14 protein-coding genes are annotated in these 16,351 nt (G+C 37.2%); 10 read left to right on the top strand and 4 right to left on the bottom strand.

Features of this window, described 5'->3' with window-relative positions:
* Positions 1-32: 32 nt before the first annotated feature.
* The 6 genes from CBF35_RS08460 (at position 33) to CBF35_RS08435 (ending at position 6,972) form a co-directional block, all read left to right on the top strand.
* Positions 33-1,721: a sensor histidine kinase gene (locus CBF35_RS08460; RefSeq protein ID WP_170174758.1), complete on the top strand. Its 1,689-nt coding sequence runs from the start codon at positions 33-35 to the stop codon at positions 1,719-1,721.
* Positions 1,714-2,493, top strand: a complete 780-nt coding sequence (locus tag CBF35_RS08455) for a response regulator transcription factor (protein ID WP_126780083.1) — start codon at positions 1,714-1,716, stop codon at positions 2,491-2,493. The genes CBF35_RS08460 and CBF35_RS08455 overlap by 8 nt, the downstream gene beginning before the upstream one ends.
* Before the next feature lie 149 nt (positions 2,494-2,642).
* The gene (locus tag CBF35_RS08450) at positions 2,643-3,689 is read left to right on the top strand and encodes an ABC transporter substrate-binding protein (protein WP_126780081.1); all 1,047 of its coding nucleotides are present in this window, start codon (positions 2,643-2,645) and stop codon (positions 3,687-3,689) included.
* A 24-nt stretch (positions 3,690-3,713) separates the two neighbouring features.
* Positions 3,714-4,796, top strand: coding sequence for an ABC transporter ATP-binding protein (locus CBF35_RS08445; protein ID WP_126780079.1), 1,083 nt, complete (start codon positions 3,714-3,716; stop codon positions 4,794-4,796).
* Positions 4,797-4,799: 3 nt separating this feature from the next.
* Positions 4,800-6,458, top strand: coding sequence for an ABC transporter permease (locus CBF35_RS08440; RefSeq protein WP_126780077.1), 1,659 nt, complete (start codon positions 4,800-4,802; stop codon positions 6,456-6,458).
* Positions 6,459-6,579: 121 nt separating this feature from the next.
* The gene (locus tag CBF35_RS08435) at positions 6,580-6,972 is read left to right on the top strand and encodes a DUF4809 family protein (RefSeq protein ID WP_126780075.1); all 393 of its coding nucleotides are present in this window, start codon (positions 6,580-6,582) and stop codon (positions 6,970-6,972) included.
* Between the two features lie 57 nt (positions 6,973-7,029).
* On the opposite strand, the gene CBF35_RS08430 is transcribed toward CBF35_RS08435, so the two are convergent.
* The 4 genes from CBF35_RS08430 to CBF35_RS08415 all read right to left on the bottom strand — a co-directional run bounded on the left by CBF35_RS08430 (position 7,030) and on the right by CBF35_RS08415 (position 12,482).
* Positions 7,030-8,058, bottom strand: a complete 1,029-nt coding sequence (locus CBF35_RS08430) for a branched-chain amino acid aminotransferase (RefSeq protein WP_126780073.1) — start codon at positions 8,056-8,058, stop codon at positions 7,030-7,032.
* A gap of 21 nt (positions 8,059-8,079) precedes the next feature.
* Positions 8,080-9,105, bottom strand: coding sequence for a PTS sugar transporter subunit IIC (locus tag CBF35_RS08425; RefSeq protein WP_126780070.1), 1,026 nt, complete (start codon positions 9,103-9,105; stop codon positions 8,080-8,082).
* Positions 9,106-9,485: 380 nt separating this feature from the next.
* Positions 9,486-10,850, bottom strand: a complete 1,365-nt coding sequence (locus CBF35_RS08420; protein WP_126780068.1) for a Sapep family Mn(2+)-dependent dipeptidase — start codon at positions 10,848-10,850, stop codon at positions 9,486-9,488.
* Positions 10,851-12,482 carry a peptide ABC transporter substrate-binding protein gene (locus CBF35_RS08415; RefSeq protein WP_170174757.1) on the bottom strand — a complete coding sequence of 544 codons (1,632 nt, stop codon included), beginning with the start codon at positions 12,480-12,482 and terminating at the stop codon, positions 10,851-10,853.
* A gap of 343 nt (positions 12,483-12,825) precedes the next feature.
* Between CBF35_RS08415 and CBF35_RS08410 the strand changes: the two genes are divergently transcribed.
* The 4 genes from CBF35_RS08410 (at position 12,826) to phnE (CBF35_RS08395) (ending at position 16,350) form a co-directional block, all read left to right on the top strand.
* Entirely contained in the window at positions 12,826-13,872 is a 1,047-nt protein-coding gene (locus CBF35_RS08410; protein WP_126780063.1) for a phosphate/phosphite/phosphonate ABC transporter substrate-binding protein, read from the top strand.
* An 82-nt stretch (positions 13,873-13,954) separates the two neighbouring features.
* A complete protein-coding gene (phnC, locus tag CBF35_RS08405; protein WP_126780061.1) occupies positions 13,955-14,710 on the top strand; it encodes a phosphonate ABC transporter ATP-binding protein in 756 nt (251 codons plus the stop codon).
* A gap of 5 nt (positions 14,711-14,715) precedes the next feature.
* Positions 14,716-15,528 carry a phosphonate ABC transporter, permease protein PhnE gene (gene phnE / locus CBF35_RS08400; protein WP_126780059.1) on the top strand — a complete coding sequence of 271 codons (813 nt, stop codon included), beginning with the start codon at positions 14,716-14,718 and terminating at the stop codon, positions 15,526-15,528.
* Positions 15,529-15,540: 12 nt separating this feature from the next.
* Complete coding sequence (gene phnE / locus CBF35_RS08395) at positions 15,541-16,350, top strand: phosphonate ABC transporter, permease protein PhnE (protein WP_126780057.1); 810 nt, start codon at positions 15,541-15,543, stop codon at positions 16,348-16,350.
* The last annotated feature ends 1 nt before the right edge of the window (position 16,351 follow it).

Below are 16,351 nucleotides of genomic sequence, written 5' to 3'. Positions count from 1 at the left end.
TCAGGACGTCAAAAAAAAGAGGGCACACAAATATGAGAAAAAGTAAAAAAGACTTGCAGGCAGTTACCTTTCAAGCAAAATTGGAACGAGAATTTTTAAAGCGCTTTTATGTCATTTTATTCAGCAGTTTTTTAGTTGTATTATTGAGTAGCGTGTCATTTTATTTTATTAATATTTATAGCTCGATGCAAACTGAAAGAAAGCAAATTGCTGAAAGTTATGAAAAAATGAAGGCAAGTTTTGAATCAAAAATTGAAAGTATGTCAACAGAATTAGTGCTATCTTATATTGAAGGCACTGCAAATGAGCGAGACTTATACACAAAATATTATGAGATGATGGCAGTTCAAAATAATAATATTCAAGGCCGTTTTTTGATTATTGATAAAAACTATTCACCTTTATTTGATAGTGGCAAAGAGTGGCATAACTCGAATAAATTTACTAATTATTTGAAGGCGGTTTATAGTCATGCCATTGAAGACAGAGAAATTACTGAGCGAGTCTATGTTTCCCAAGAAAAAATACACTATTTAGTCTTGAGTAAAAAGATTATGAAAAATGGCGAATTAAAGGGGTATCTAGCAGTCTTAGTTGATGGTCGCAGCTTTTACCCAACGACTAATTTAACAGGGGTCAATTATTATTTATATGACAAGTACGATAATATTTTTGCCATGAGTAGTAGTTATTTTGTCGAAGGTAATTTAGAAAAATTATCTGATGAAGTTCAAACGCCCATCAAGTATCGTCAAGGAGAACTAGTCTTAGCAGTAAATTCCCAAGTATCAAATAATTTATCTTTAGTAGTTTTTAAAAAAGAAACATCTATCTTTATGATTTCTTTGTTTTTATTGTTTAGCACATTGTTAATTTGTCTAGCAGCAGTCATTCCGATTAAACATATTTCTAAAAAGTTTGCCGAAAATAACTCGAAAAATGTGGCGCTTATTTCAGAAGAAATGGAGAAAGTTGGCGAAAATCGAAACTACCGCTTTAAGATTGAATCAAATGATGAATTCTCGGATTTGGCTCAGAATATTAATGAAATGCTAGATCGAATTGATCGCTTATTTGAAAACAACCTTGAATTAGTTAAAGAAAATGCCTTGTCAGAAAGGAAAAAGTTAGAAGCGCAATTTGATCCCCATTTTCTGTATAATACGTTAGAAGTCATTCGGATCAGCACCCTCTATGATCCCAAACTAGCCAATGAAATGATTTTAAGTTTGAATCAAGTTTTACGTTACAGTATTTCGGAACAATTTGAATATTCTCAAATAAAAGATGATATTAACTATTTGAAACATTATTTAAAAATCTATGAAATTCGTTTTGAAGAATTAAATTATGTCATCCGAGTGGAGGAAAAATTAGCAAAAATTGAAATACCTAAATTACTCTTACTACCAATTATTGAAAACAGTTTAAAATATGGGTTAATCAAACGAAAAGATTTACAATTATTAATTGAAATTAAACAACTTGATAATGGCAATGTCGTCCTTAGTGTGGCAGATAATGGTGGCGGGATAGCTAAAGAGATTGTCGATAAAGTAAATCAAGAAAGTTATCAAAATAAAGGCAACCATCACGGTTTATATAATTCGAAACGGCGTTTTTTACTAAGGTATCCGAATTCTCAATTCACTTTATTTAGTGAATTTGAAGAATCAGCAGTTATTATGGAGATTAAAAAGGAGGATTTAACTAATGTATAAATGTCTTGTCATTGAAGATGAAAAAATAATTAGAAGATGGCTACGTTATGGTTTTGATTATAGTCGTTACGGCTGTTTAGTAGTAGATGAAGCTGAAAATGGTCAAGAAGGAATTGAAAAAATTAGACAAATCAAACCAGATATTGTCATTACTGATATAACCATGCCTAAAAAGAATGCCTTTGAAATGTTAGAAGTAACAAAAGATCAATTATTTTCAACGATTATTATTTCAGGTTATGACGATTTTAGTAATGCTAAAAATGCAATTCAGTTTGGGGTGACAGAATTTATTGTCAAGCCAATTGATGAAGCTCAGCTAGGTCAGGCTTTAAAAAAAGCAATAAAAAATTTAGAAGCTCAAAAGCTCTTATTATCATCGGTCTGTGCCATTGAACAAATCGACGAACAGCTGACTAGTTATTCAATCACAGAGGCCACAGATACAAGTGTCAAAAAAATGATTGACTACATTGAAAAAAATTATCAAACAAAATTTGTCTTTGCTGATGTGGCAAGCGCTTTAGGCTACGGTCATAGTATTTTATATAAAAAATTTAAAGAAGAAACTAATGTAACTTTTAATGAGTATTTGATTACTTACCGGATTCAGCAAGCCATCAAGATGATTAAAACTGATCGTTACAAATTGTATGAGATACCAGAACAAGTTGGTTTTTCAGATTATCATTATTTTGGCAAAGTCTTTAAAAAGTACACGGGATATTCACCAAAAGCTCTGACTGCACTTAATTTAAAGCAGCCAAGTTAAGACAAAGGAGACATTACTATCACCTATTGATAATAATGTCTCCTTTGACGTTGGGTGGAGGATTTTACCATATTTAGGAGAATAACGCCGTATGAAAACGGTTTCTGTTACTTTATGATAGAGTTATAACAAATTAGGGGGAAATCAAAATGAAAAATTGGAAAAAAATGTTATTAGGGCTAACATGTGTGATTAGTCTAGGCGCCTTAGCAGCTTGTAGTAAAGAATCGGGCGAAGCTTCTAAAGGAAATAAAGCTGAGTCAGATAAGTTGGTTATCTATTCACCTAACTCAGAAGGCTTAATTAATGCAACGATTCCAGCCTTTGAAGAAAAATATGGTATTAAAGTTGAATTAATTCAAGCGGGTAGTGGCGAGCTCTTTAAAAAATTGGAAAGTGAAGCAACAGCCCCAGTGGCAGATGTTATTTTTGGTGGAACTTACACGTTATACGCTCAAAATGCTGAGCTCTTTGAAGAATATGTAGCGGCTGAAAATGATCAAGTCATTGAAGAGTACCGCAATACTAATGGCTACTCAACACCTTATACTTTAGATGGCAGTGTCTTAGTTATTAATCCAGATCTAACTAAAGGAATGACCATTAAAGGTTATAAAGATTTAACTAACCCAGAGTTAAAAGGCAAGATTGCGACAGCAGATCCAGCTAACTCATCAAGTGCCTATTCTCAACTAACAAATATGTTAGCAGCTCAAGGGGGCTATGATTCAGAAAGTGCTTGGAAATATGTGGCAGATTTATTTACAAACATTGATGGTAAAATCAGTTCTAGTTCAAGCAATGTGTATAAAACCGTTGCCGATGGTGAAATGGCAGTGGGCTTAACTTATGAAGACCCAGTAGTAAAATTAATTAATGACGGTGCCAATGTCGAAATTGTTTACCCTGAAGAAGGCACTGTTTTCTTACCAGCTAATTCAGCGATTATTAAAAATGCTGGCAATATGGACAACGCAAAAAAATTCATTGATTTTATTATTTCTAAAGATGTTCAAAACGTCTTAGGGACAACGACAACGAATCGCCCAGTCCGTGATGACGTTGATACAAGTGAAAACATGAAACCAATTACTGAAATTAAAGCGATTACAGAAGATTATGCTTATGTGATTGAACACACAGCAGATATCGTTCAAAGATACAATGAAGTATTTGTTGATACCCAATCAAAATAAGTCAGAATTAACGGAGGCAGCCTAATGAGTGAAATAGTTATTAAACAAGCAAGAAAAGAATATGACGGTAAAGCAGTGATTGAAAATTTATCAGTGGCAATTGAAGATGGGACCCTATTTACTTTATTAGGGCCCTCTGGCTGTGGTAAAACGACCTTGCTACGAATGATTGCCGGCTTTAACTCAATTGAAGGTGGCGATTTTTATTTTGGGGCAACCCGGATTAATCAATTAGATCCAAGTAAACGAAACATCGGCATGGTTTTCCAAAATTATGCAATCTTTCCCCATTTAACAGTTCAAGAAAATGTTGAATTTGGTTTGAAACAACGTAAATTAAGTAAAACTGAGATTAAAGAAAAAGCTGAAAAATATTTAGAATTAATGCAGATTACGTCTTTTAAAGATCGGAAGCCAGAACAACTGTCTGGGGGACAGCAACAGCGGGTAGCTTTGGCTCGTGCCTTAGCAATTAGTCCAGATGTCTTGTTAATGGACGAACCTTTAAGTAACTTAGATGCGAAGTTACGTGTGGACATGCGACAAGTCATTCGGGAGATTCAAAAAGAAGTGGGAATTACGACAGTCTATGTCACACACGATCAAGAAGAAGCCATGGCGATTTCTGATTTAATTGCCGTTATGAAGGCCGGAGAAATTCAACAAATTGGTCGTCCGAAAGAACTGTATCATCGTCCAGCTAATGAATTTGTCGCTACGTTTATTGGGCGGACAAACATCATTGAAGGGGAACTAATTAGTAATGAAGTTGGCACAAGCATTACTTTAGTTAATGGGTATCAAATAGCTTTTCCTGAATTAGCAGGGACTGCTGATCAAAAAGTCAGAGTTAGCATTCGCCCAGAAGAATTTTTAAGAGTTAAAAACCAAGAGACAGCCTTACAGGCAACTATTACAGATAGTGTGTATTTAGGTATGAATACAGAATACTTTATGTCCTTGGCTGGTGATATTAAAATTCAAATGAGCGAAGAATCGACCTTTGAAGAAGACTTGCTAAAAGGTGACAGCGTGTATCTTGAAGTCAATCGTCAAAAGATTAATGTCTTTACCGCAGACGGTTTGACTAACCTTTTGGGGGTCTAAGAGATGAAAAAAAAATTACAATTTAATATGTGGAGTAGTTCCTCATTATTTATTTTAATTACGTATTTGTTATTTTTAGTCTATCCGATTGCTAATATTTTAAAGCAAGCTTTGTTTGTTAATGGGCGCTTATCTTTAGAAAACTTTACAATGTTTTTCTCGAAAAGTTATTATTCTGAGACGTTGTTAAATAGTTTTAAAATTTCAATTACAGCGACATTTTTTGCATTAGTTATTGGTATTTTATTGGCTTACTTGTTTTCAATGTATGCCTTTAAAGGCAAAAAAGTCTTACAAATCTTAATTATTATCGCCTCTATGTCGGCTCCTTTTATTGGCGCCTATTCTTGGATTTTATTATTAGGTCGAAGTGGCGTCATTACAAAATTTTTAATGAGTCTAGGTTTTCCAGCCTTTGACATTTATGGTTTTTCCGGGATTGTTTTAGTCTTTACCCTTCAATTATTTCCTTTGATTTTCTTATACGTGACAGGGGCTTTTTCAAGTATTGATAATTCAATTCTAGAGGCTGCCGAAAGTATGGGTTGTACCGGCTTTAGACGCTTTTTCCATGTCTTATTACCTTTATTAACACCAACGATTCTAGCAGGAGCCTTACTCGTTTTCATGCGAGCCTTCTCAGATTTTGGCACACCGATGTTAATTGGTGAAGGCTATCGAACCTTTCCAGTGTTGATTTATACGCAGTTCATTAGTGAAGTTGGTGGTAACTCAGCTTTTGCCTCTTCTTTAGCGATTATTGCGATTATTATTGCGTTAACGATTTTCTTAATTCAAAAGTATGTTGCTAATCGCAATTCTTTTAGTATGAGTTCTTTACATCCAGTTGAAGCGAAAGCTGTTTATGGTATGAAACGAGTGGGGATCTATGCTGTTATGTATGGAGTAGTTTTTGTGGCGATGATGCCCCAACTTTACTTAATTTATACCTCATTTATCGATACAAAAGGCATGGTCTTCCAGAAAGGTTACTCTTTAAATAGTTATCGTGAAGCCTTTAGTCGCATGGGACCAGCCATTTATAACTCATTAAGAATTTCTCTGATTGCTTTAGTTTTAGTGATCGTCTTAGCAATCTTTATTTCTTATCTAGCAGTGAGAAAGAAAAATCTCATTACAGGAACAATTGATATTTTTAGTATGATTCCTTACATTGTTCCAGGAACGGTCATGGGGATTGCCTACTTAACTTCCTTTAATACTGGTATCGGTGGTTCTGGTTTTATGGCAATTGCCGGAACTGCAACGATTTTAATCATTTCCTTAACTGTCAGACGATTACCTTATACGATTCGATCATCAGTGGCGGCCTTGATGCAAATGCCTTTATCAATTGAAGAAGCCGCTGAAAGTTTAGGCAGTAGCCGACTTAATACTTTTGTTAAAATTACTGTACCAATGATGTTGTCGGGGATTATTGCTGGGGCAGTGTTAAGTTGGATCACAATGCTTTCCGAGCTATCAACTTCAATCTTGTTATACACTGTTAATACTAGAACGATGCCTGTGGCAATTTACACAGAAGTCATTCGGGGGAATTATGGTATTGCAGCAGCTTTATCGACAATTTTAACAAGTATTACTGTGCTATCTTTACTTTTATTTATGAAGTTAACTAAAAGTGATTCAATTACGATGTAAGATAAAAAAGGCTTTCTAGCCTTTTTTGTTTTGAGTCGAAAAAGTTTGCCTTTGCTGATATTTCGTATTACACTTATCTTGAGATTTATTTCACATAAAGAATGACAAGGAGGTAAGCACTATGGAAAAAGGACAAATCGTAAAAATCGTAGACTTAACGGATGGAGGCTGTAACGCTTGTAGTACGTTAAAAAGTGTTTCCCATACTTTAGTTATCAACGAGCAAGAACTATTACTAGATGACTTAAGAGTCGCTTCCCTAGTCATGGCAGTTGCCTTACATAAAGGCTGGCAACAAGAATTTGTCATGGGGATGACAGATGAATACACCTTATACCAAAAAGGTGAGTTAAAAGTGAAACTCATCGAAGAATATGGCCATTTGACTTATTCAGCTAATGGAATCACCATCGAAACCCAAGATGTGATTGCTGATGAGCCGATGTTATACAAACAAGTCAATCAAATTTTAACTGAATTATTTCAACTAACAGCGATTGAATTTAGTAGCTAAAAAAGCAAGGGGGTCCGGTGACATTAGTCATCGGACCCCTTTCTTTTGAGATTTATACTAGACTTCAACAATCCAGCCTTCAGGTCCTGTTTCAGTTCCAAATTGAATGCCAGTTAACAAATTATAAAGTTGACGGGTGATTGGTCCGACTTCCGTTTCCGAGTAGAAGACATGAAAGTTATCTTCACTAGTCTGGATACCGCCAATCGGCGAGATAACGGCAGCAGTGCCACAGGCGCCGGCTTCTTGATAATTAGCTAGCTGACTAATTTCGATGTCCTCTTCTGAGACTGGTAAGTGGAGATAGTGTTCAGCTAAGTGTAGCAAGGAATACTTCGTAATACTTGGTAAAATCGAGGGAGAAGTCGGCGTGACAAAGCGATTGTCTTTTGTAATAGCAAAGAAATTCGCTGCCCCAACTTCTTCAATTTTTGTATGTGTTTTCGGATCTAAATAAATACAATCACTGAAATTTCGTTCTTTGGCTTCTTTGCCAGGTAAAAAACTACTAGCGTAATTGCCGCCAACTTTAACAGCCCCAGTGCCGTGAGAAGCCGCCCGGTCATAGTCGGAAACAATAAAGTTAGTTGGTGCTAAGCCACCTTTAAAGTAGGGGCCAACTGGCATAACGAAAATCGAGAAAGTGTACTCACTAGCTGGTGCCACACCGATACTGCCAGCAGTGGCAAACATATAAGGCCGGATGTACAAAGTGCTACCAGACTCATGAGGTGGCACCCAGTGTTCGTTAGCTTTGACGACGGCTTTAACAGCTGCCACAAAAGCCTCTTCAGGAAAGCTTGGCATTAAGAGACGTTGGCAGCTTTTAGCCATCCGCTTGGCATTTTGATCCGGTCGGAATAACTGAATTTGACCGTCTTTTCGGCGATAGGCTTTCATCCCTTCAAAACACGTTTGACCGTAGTGAAGGGCATTGGCGCTTTCACTCATTTGAACAGTGGCATCAGCTGTTAATTGGCCCTCATCCCAAGCCCCATCTTGCCACTTACTAATATAACGTAAATCAGTTTGAATATAAGAAAAACCTAATTCTTCCCATTTAATATCATTAACATTTGCCTTCATTTAATACGTCACACTCCTTGATTAGTTTACAACTAAAGTCATATCGCCAACGACTAATTTATCTTTAGCAATTAAGAACTTATTGACTCCTAAAGTAATGAAAATTGGTAAGACTGCCCCACATAATAAGTACACAGCTAACATCCCAAAGCCATTGTTATTAATAATGAAGAGTGGGGCGACGAAAGAACAAAAACCGATACCGCCCATAGCGGGAATCGTTGTAAAATTAAATAAAACAGTCGCAATCGGGGCACAGATAGCTGAAGCTAAAGTCGGCCCTATCAAGATCCGAGGATTCTTAATGATATTCGGTAATTGGACTTTCGGGGTGCAAATGGCTTGGGCTAAGTAGCCGCCTAAATCATTTTCTTTAGCAGAAACGACGGAATAAGCAAAGTATTGAGCAGTAGTCCCGATTAACATAGCACCATTCGACATTGGGTCAAGGGCTAGAGCAACTGCTAAAGCAGCCGAAGAGGCTGGTGACATTAGCAGTAAGCCCCAAACAACAGCTAAGACCATTGAACCAATAATCGGACTGCCACTTACGGCACTGGAGATAAAGGCACTGATTGTTGTTAAAAGTGGTGTCATGATTTTAGCTAAGTAAACCCCAGCAATCCCACCGACTAATAAGCTTGAGACTGGCACAGCTAACATATCGAGAACTGTTTTACCGGTCACTTTTTTGCCAACCCAAGTTGCGATGACGCCAGCTAGTAAAGCGCCAATGGGTTCCCCACCGATAATCGTAAAGCCACCTTCAGCCACAGCGGAGATCGCTCCGCCGCCTAAGGTTGCCGCCACCATAGCACTAAAGACTGTTAAGGAGTTAGCACCTAACATTAAAGCAATCCCAGCACCTAAGGCTGGACAGAGAAGGACTCGTGAAATATTGCCGATAGTGACTAATATTTCTATATTTAACATATCTCCCATTGTGGCTAATAAGAAACCAACACCAACAGTCAGAAATACGGCATTAGCAATTCCAGATGACACTTTAAACATGTTCTCCTTAAAATACGCTCCAAACTTATTCATTCATTTTCCTTCTTTCTCTTTAGTTTCGATAACACTAAAAACGCCGACTCATTAGTAATGGGTCGGCGTTTAGAAGAAAATCTATCACGTATCGTCCCATTTTATCTAACAGAAAACAGGACTTTACTTAGTTAAGTAAAAATCCTGAGTTAAATAATTAATAAGACGACGTTAGCAGTTTGAGACATAACAAGACTTAGGTTATGAATGATTGCAGTGCATGTTGTTTGCTGTGAATTAGTCATGGTATTCATCTTGTATGCCTCCTTTTTTTATCGTTAACCTATCATAAAGTTAATTATGAGAGAAGTCAACAGTTAATTTAAATTTTGGTGAGAAAGTTATGAGAGAATGCTTTGTGAAGCAAAAGAAAACCCTGATTAATTCAGGGTTAAGGAGTCGTCCATCGTGACTAACTTTTCTAGAACATTTGCATAAATTTTTAATCCAGTATAAAGTTCCTCAACTAAGACATATTCATTAGCTTGGTGAGCAGTGCCGTTTTTTGAGCTAGAACTTCCTGTCCCAAAAGCAATGGCATTTGGTAATGTTCGGGCTAAAGTGGCACCAGTCGTGACACCTGGTTCAGTGAAATCACCTGTTAAGTCTTGATAAGTCTTTAAAACTGTTGTTAAGAAGGGCGAGTCTAAAGGCACAATGGCCCCATCCCATTGATCATAGACTTCAAAGGATAAGCCGTAGAGCTGGCTGGTTTTTTCAACGGCTGCTTTAATCTCTTGATAGTCAGCCGCAAAGGGATAGCGACAATCGATCCACAGTTCACTACTAGCTTCATTAATGACTAGTTTACCGAAGTTAAAGGCGATTTTACCTGAGATCTCATCTTCGACTTCACCTAGCAAAGAGGTGGCATGGGGATCAAGGCCGACTTCATTAGCGATAAAACTTAATAAAGGGTGCTTACTCTGCTGATTGACAGCAACTGCTAGTTGAGATAACGCATTATTACCAAGATGGTTGATACTAGCATGGCAAGCGGTGCCATGAAGTGACAGTGACTCAGCTGACAATTGACTGAATTCCTGTTTGTTTTCAGTCAAAGTGGTCATTAAGTTTGTTAAATTAGGGCCAGTATAAGTAGCTAAACTGGGAACAACGTTAAAGGCATCGCCAGCTGTGACAGACCAGTCTTTCATGCCAGGTCCAGTTAATTTAAAATTGGCTAGACCTTTTTCACCATAAGTAAAAGGGAAGCGCCCATCCGGAACTAAGGTGGCAGTTGGTTGTTCTTCTTTTTCGTTATAAGCTTTCATACAACGGAACATGCTTTCTTCGTCAGTACTAAAAATATAGCGAACGCGCTTTTTAAAAGGAACGTCTTCGGCTATTAAGTATTTTAAACCGTGAAGAGAAGCAGCCGTTGGACCTTTGTCATCCCCAGAGCCACGACCGAAGAGCTTGCCATCAATGACTGTCCCTTCAAAAGCAGGTGTTTGCCACAGACTTAAATCCCCAGCGGGAACAACGTCTAAATGACCAATAATTCCGATTAACTCTTCCCCTTGACCATAATCGGCATAACCGTAATAACCAGCTGGGTCGAGGTAAGTTGTCATTCCAAGTTCTTGACAATAATTTAATGCAAATTCTAAACAGTCTTGAATCCCCTGACCGAAGGGGGTTTTTTTGTCAGTGGGAGTCTGGCAAACAGAAAGGTAACTAATTAAATCTTGGGCAAAGCTAAGACAGTCTTTCTTTTGTAAATCGGTTAAGTCAGTCAGCATTTATTTTTCCTCCAAAGTTACGTATTTGTAGTTGACTGCGCCAACTGGGTAATTAACTAAGCCTTTTAAGTAAGGTTTAATCAGAGATGTTTGTGATTTTTGATATAAAGGAACGATGCCAACTTCATCTAATAAGATTTTTTCAGCTGCCACCATGGCCTCATACCGAGCTTGAGGATCATTAGTCCAAGTCGTATGAATCTTTTCTAGTAAGGCATCATACTCAAGATTACTAAAAGAGCCACTATTAAAGCTGGAATCAGTTGTGAATAAATCTAAAAAGGCTGTGCCATCAAGCTTATCAGCTCCCCAACCAGATAAGAGCAAATCGAATTCGCCTTTGTCGCCTAGTTCAACTCTGAGTTTTTTCGGTACCCGTTTTAATGTTAATTTAAGGCCTGGTAAATTAGTTTCCAAGCTAGCTTGCATTGCTTCAGCGACTTTTTTAGTCGTATCATCGTCATCAATGAGAATTTCTAAGTCAAGCTCAGTCATTTTCAGTTCCTTTTGGGCTTCTTCGCATAAGCTTTGAGCTTTAGCTAAATCAGGGGCTAAGTAATTACCAGTGTCTTCCCGAAAATCAACTTTAGAAGTTGGATTGCTCATTAAGCCAGTTGGAATTAAGCCATGTAAGGCTTTTGAACCGTCTTGAATAATATTATCAGCAATCTCTTCATTGGAAAGAGATAAGGCGATGGCTTGACGTAATTTTTTATTTTTTAACGCCGGATGGTTAACATGGTCGATTTCTAAATAGGTTGAACGAGCATCTAATTCAGAAACTAAATCAGGGTTGCTAGCATTTTGTTGAGCATATTCCCCAGTTAAGTTTATTTTAGCCAATTCATCGTTTTGATATAAGTTAAAGCCGGTATGAATTTCTTTAATGACTTGGTTGTTGATGATGTCGATGTTCACAGATTCGGCATCCCAATAATCAGGATTCTTTTGATAAACCCATTGGGAGTTAGTCCCATCCCAGCCAGTTAAAGTAAAAGGCCCGTTGTAAAGCATACTGTCACTAGTCATCGCAAAATCAGTCCCTTGTTCTTTTAAATAAGCTTCTTTCAGTGGGAAGAAGGTTGAACTAGTTAATAGTGAGAGAAAGTAAGTCGTTGGTTCAGCTAAAGTGACTTCTAAGGTTTCAGCATCAATGGCTTTAACCCCTAAACTTTTAGGGTCGGCATTTTCCAAATTAATAGCTTCGCCATTTTTGACGTAATACATTAAGTTTGCGTAGTTTGAAGCAGTTATTGGATCGGCTACCCGTTGCCAAGCAAAGACAAAATCATCAGCTGTGACTTGACTGCCATCAGACCAGAGGGCTTCCTTGTTCAGCTTGAAAGTATAAGTTAAGCCGTCAGAACTAACTTCTGGTAAGGCAGTTGCCATGGCAGGTGACAACTCACCTTGATTATCTAAACGTAACAAGCCTTCCATAACTTGATTTAACATTTCATTGCTGACAGAATCTTGTGATAAGGCTGGATCGCCAGTGGAAAGTTCGGCATCTAAACTAATTCCGACTTCGCGGACACTACCGGCCTCAATTTTGTTATCTTTTGTTGAACAGGCCGTTAGGCTCATTAACAATCCTAAGAAAAGGATTGAAACTAGTGGTTTTTTATTCATTTTGTCAGCTCCTTTATTCATTTATGTTGATAACTATACACAATAAAGTATAAAAATGCAAATAATAGTTGAATATTCGCATAAAAAGTTTTCGTGTTGTTTTTTATTAAATCTTTTACAGCAAGATAAAGCCGGTAATTACTAGTTGAAATGGTAATTCGATTAATCTTAAATGAGGACCTTATAATAAAAGAACACTTAAACGAACTACTAGTAAAATAAATGTAAAAAGCCCGTAAAATACTTTTTAAAAAGGGTAAACAATAGAAACTTCTGAAAGTCAGTGATATACTTTATAAGTAATACAAATAAAAAAAGAGAGTCTTTTAAGGGGGACAAGTAAGTGTTTAAAAAAGCATTTAAGTACGCTGCAGTTTTAGGGTTAGCAGCAACATTGACAGCTTGTGGTGCTAAGGAAGCTGGGAAAGATAAAACCGAAGATGGCAAAGTAGCGATCGAAACATTATCAGTTGGATTCGTACCATCAAGAGATCCAGAAGAAATTGTATCAGCAACGGAACCATTGAAAGAATTAATTATAGAAGAAATGGACAAACAAGGGTATGCGATTAAAAATGTTGATATTACAGTCGGAACGAACTTTGAAGCAGTTGGTGAGTCATTATCAGCTGGGACATTAGATGTCGGCTTCATTCCTGGTGGCACATTTGTTTTATATGACGATGGGGCAGAAGTTTTATTAACAGCTACTCGTGCAGGTCTTTCTTTAGATTCTGATGATGCGAAAGACTGGAACGATAACAAACCAACAGAACCAACGGATAAACAAGCAAGTTCGTATCGTGCCTTATTAATTGCTGGACCTTCTTCAAAAGGCCAAGCCTTAGCGAAAAAAGTGAATGCTGGCGAAAAATTAACTTGGGATGAGTTAAACAGCGCGTCATGGAGTGTGATGTCTTCATCTTCACCAGCTGGCTACATTTACCCAAGCTTATGGTTACAAGAAAATTATGATAAAAACTTATCTGAATTAAAAAATATTGTACAATCGGATTCATACGGTAGTGCTTTTGCCCGTTTAGCAGCTGGTCAAGTTGATGTAGTGTTAGCTTATGCTGACGCTCGTCGTGATTACATTGAAAACTGGAACAAAGAATACAACCGGACTGAAAGTATTTGGGATGAAACTGATGTCATTGGCGTAACACCACCAGTCTTTAACGACACGATTTCAGTTAGTAAAAACTCAGATCAAATGGATGACAAATTGAAAAAAGCGTTACAAGAAGCCTTCATCAGTATTGGTGAAAGTGAAAAAGGCAAAGAAGTGATTGCCATCTATAGTCATGAAGGTTATGTTAAAGCAACTTCAGAAGACTATGATAGTGAACGCCAAGCACAAAAACTAATCCAAGAACTAGCAAAATAATCTTAAATAATTACGAAAATGTAAGTGAAGATAAGCTGTGACTAGTTACTAGTCGCAGTTTATTTTTAGGAAAGGAACAGACATGATTAAATTTGAAAATGTCCAAAAACAATACCCTAATGGTTACATCGCTTTAGAAGATGTTAATTTGGAAATCGAACAAGGAGAATTCGTCGCAATTATTGGTTTATCAGGTGCTGGAAAATCGACGTTAATTCGTTGTATTAACCGGATGCATGACATTGATGAAGGAATCTTACTAGTTAACGGCACTGATGTTAATAGCTTAAAAGGTAAAGAAATTCGTGAGTTTCGTAAAAAAATCGGGATGATTTTCCAGTCTTTTAATTTAATTACCCGGGCAACAGTTTTAAAAAATGTGATGATTTCCTCAGTCCCAGAACTATCTTGGTGGCGCCGATTATTAGGGATATTTCCTAAAGAAGCCAAAATTATTGGTTTGGAAGCTTTAGATAATGTTGGTATTCTCGATAAAGCCTTTACCCGAGTTGACCAATTATCAGGTGGGCAACAACAACGGGTAGCCCTGGCTCGGACGTTAGCAAGACACCCAGAAATTATTTTAGCCGATGAACCAGTGGCAGCCCTTGATCCGGTAACAGCTAAAGTTGTAATGGATGACTTTAAACGGATTAATCAAGAACTGAACATTTCAGTCTTAATAAATATTCACCATGTGGATTTAGCCCTGGAATACGCTGATCGGGTTATTGGAATTCGCAAAGGTAAGATTGTCTATGATGGTCTATCAGAAAATGTCACCCAAGCTGTTTTAGATGATATTTATTTAAAAGAAGCAGAGACTGAGAAAGGATAGAGAACATGAAAAAATTCTTAAAAGGCAAAGAAATTCAACTGCCTAATGGCAAAACCGTTCTTGAAAAACCATCTTTCGTGCCCCTCATTGTTTTGATTGTGTTCTTATTTACCTTATTAGCAATGCGAGTCACTAAATTTAATTTCACGACGTTAATTACCCGTGGCAATGAGTTTTTTGTCATATTAAAAGCAATGTTCCCACCAAATTTCGAATTCATCGGTAGAGTTTGGCAACCACTTTTTGACACGATTAAGATGTCTTTACTTGGTTCCCTCGTGGGTGCTTTAGTCTCAGTCCCTTTAGCCTTGTTAGCCTCAGCTAATATAATAAAAAATCGGTTTATCTCAGGTTTTTTCAAACTGTTTCTAAGTATTCTTAGAACGTTACCGACAATTGTAACAGCGTTAATTGCCACCTTTGTTTTCGGTTTAGGAACAATGGCAGGAACGTTAGCAATCTTCTTATTCACCGTTGCTTATGTTGGTAAATTAACTTACGAGCAAATTGAATCATTGGACATGTCAACCTTTGAAGCCTTAGAATCAATGGGCTTTACTCGTTTTCAAGCCTTTCGTTATGCCGTGATTCCAGAAATCATGCCAACGTTTTTATCAACTTCCTTGTTTAACTTTGAAGGTAATCTTCGTTATGCCTCAATCTTAGGTTACGTTGGTGCTGGTGGTTTAGGAATTATTTTAAATGAACGACTAGGTTGGCGAGAGTACAACAACGTTGGTATGATTTTAGTTGTGCTAATCGTTACTGTAGCCATGATTGAGTTACTTAGTGAATATTGTCGTAAGAAATTACAGTAAAGGAGACTAACAATGAATCAAGCAATTGAAACACAATTAGGGCAAGAGCCCTCTAAAAAACTTCAGTACGCAACCTTGATCGTGATTATTCTCGGTGCCTTTGTCTGGTCTTTATCGGCAATTCAATTCAATGCCGTTGATGATGGTGGTTGGAAGATAGCCGTGAATATTATCAAAGGTATTTTGCAACCTGATATGGATTTATTATGGAATTTTACGAATCAAGGGGTCTTTTACTTATTATTTGAGACCATTTGTATTGCCTTCCTTGGAACAGTCTTTGGAGCAATTTTATCAATTCCTGTGGCGTTCTTAATGGCACCAAGTGTTGTGCCGAAACCAGTCTACTTGATTACTCGTTTCTTAGTCATCGTTATTAGAACGGTTCCAGCATTAGTTTATGGTTTGATGTTTGTCCGAGTGACTGGTCCAGGAACTTTTGCCGGTGTGATGACGATGTCCTTAACATCAATCGGCATGGTTTCTAAACTCTATGTCGACATTATCGAAGATATTGACACTGGGATTTTAGAAGCAATGTCAGCAATGGGCTGTTCTACTTTTGAAAAAATTCGTTTCGGAATTATTCCCCAATTAATTGCTAACTTTACGTCAATTACGATTTACCGTTTCGACATGAACTTACGTGATGCAACGATCTTAGGCTTAGTTGGCGCAGGGGGAATTGGTTCACCATTAATTTTCGCCATGAACTCTTACCGTTGGCATCAAGTTGGCTCGATTTTAATTGGCCTAGTTGGTCTGATTCTGATTGTCGAAGTTGTATCAAATAAATTACGTGGAAAATTAGTTAAAGGCTAAT

Origin of the sequence: Vagococcus salmoninarum (assembly GCF_003987495.1) — a bacterium.
GTDB lineage: Bacteria > Bacillota > Bacilli > Lactobacillales > Vagococcaceae > Vagococcus_D > Vagococcus_D salmoninarum.
This window is presented reverse-complemented; position numbering and strand designations above follow the sequence as displayed.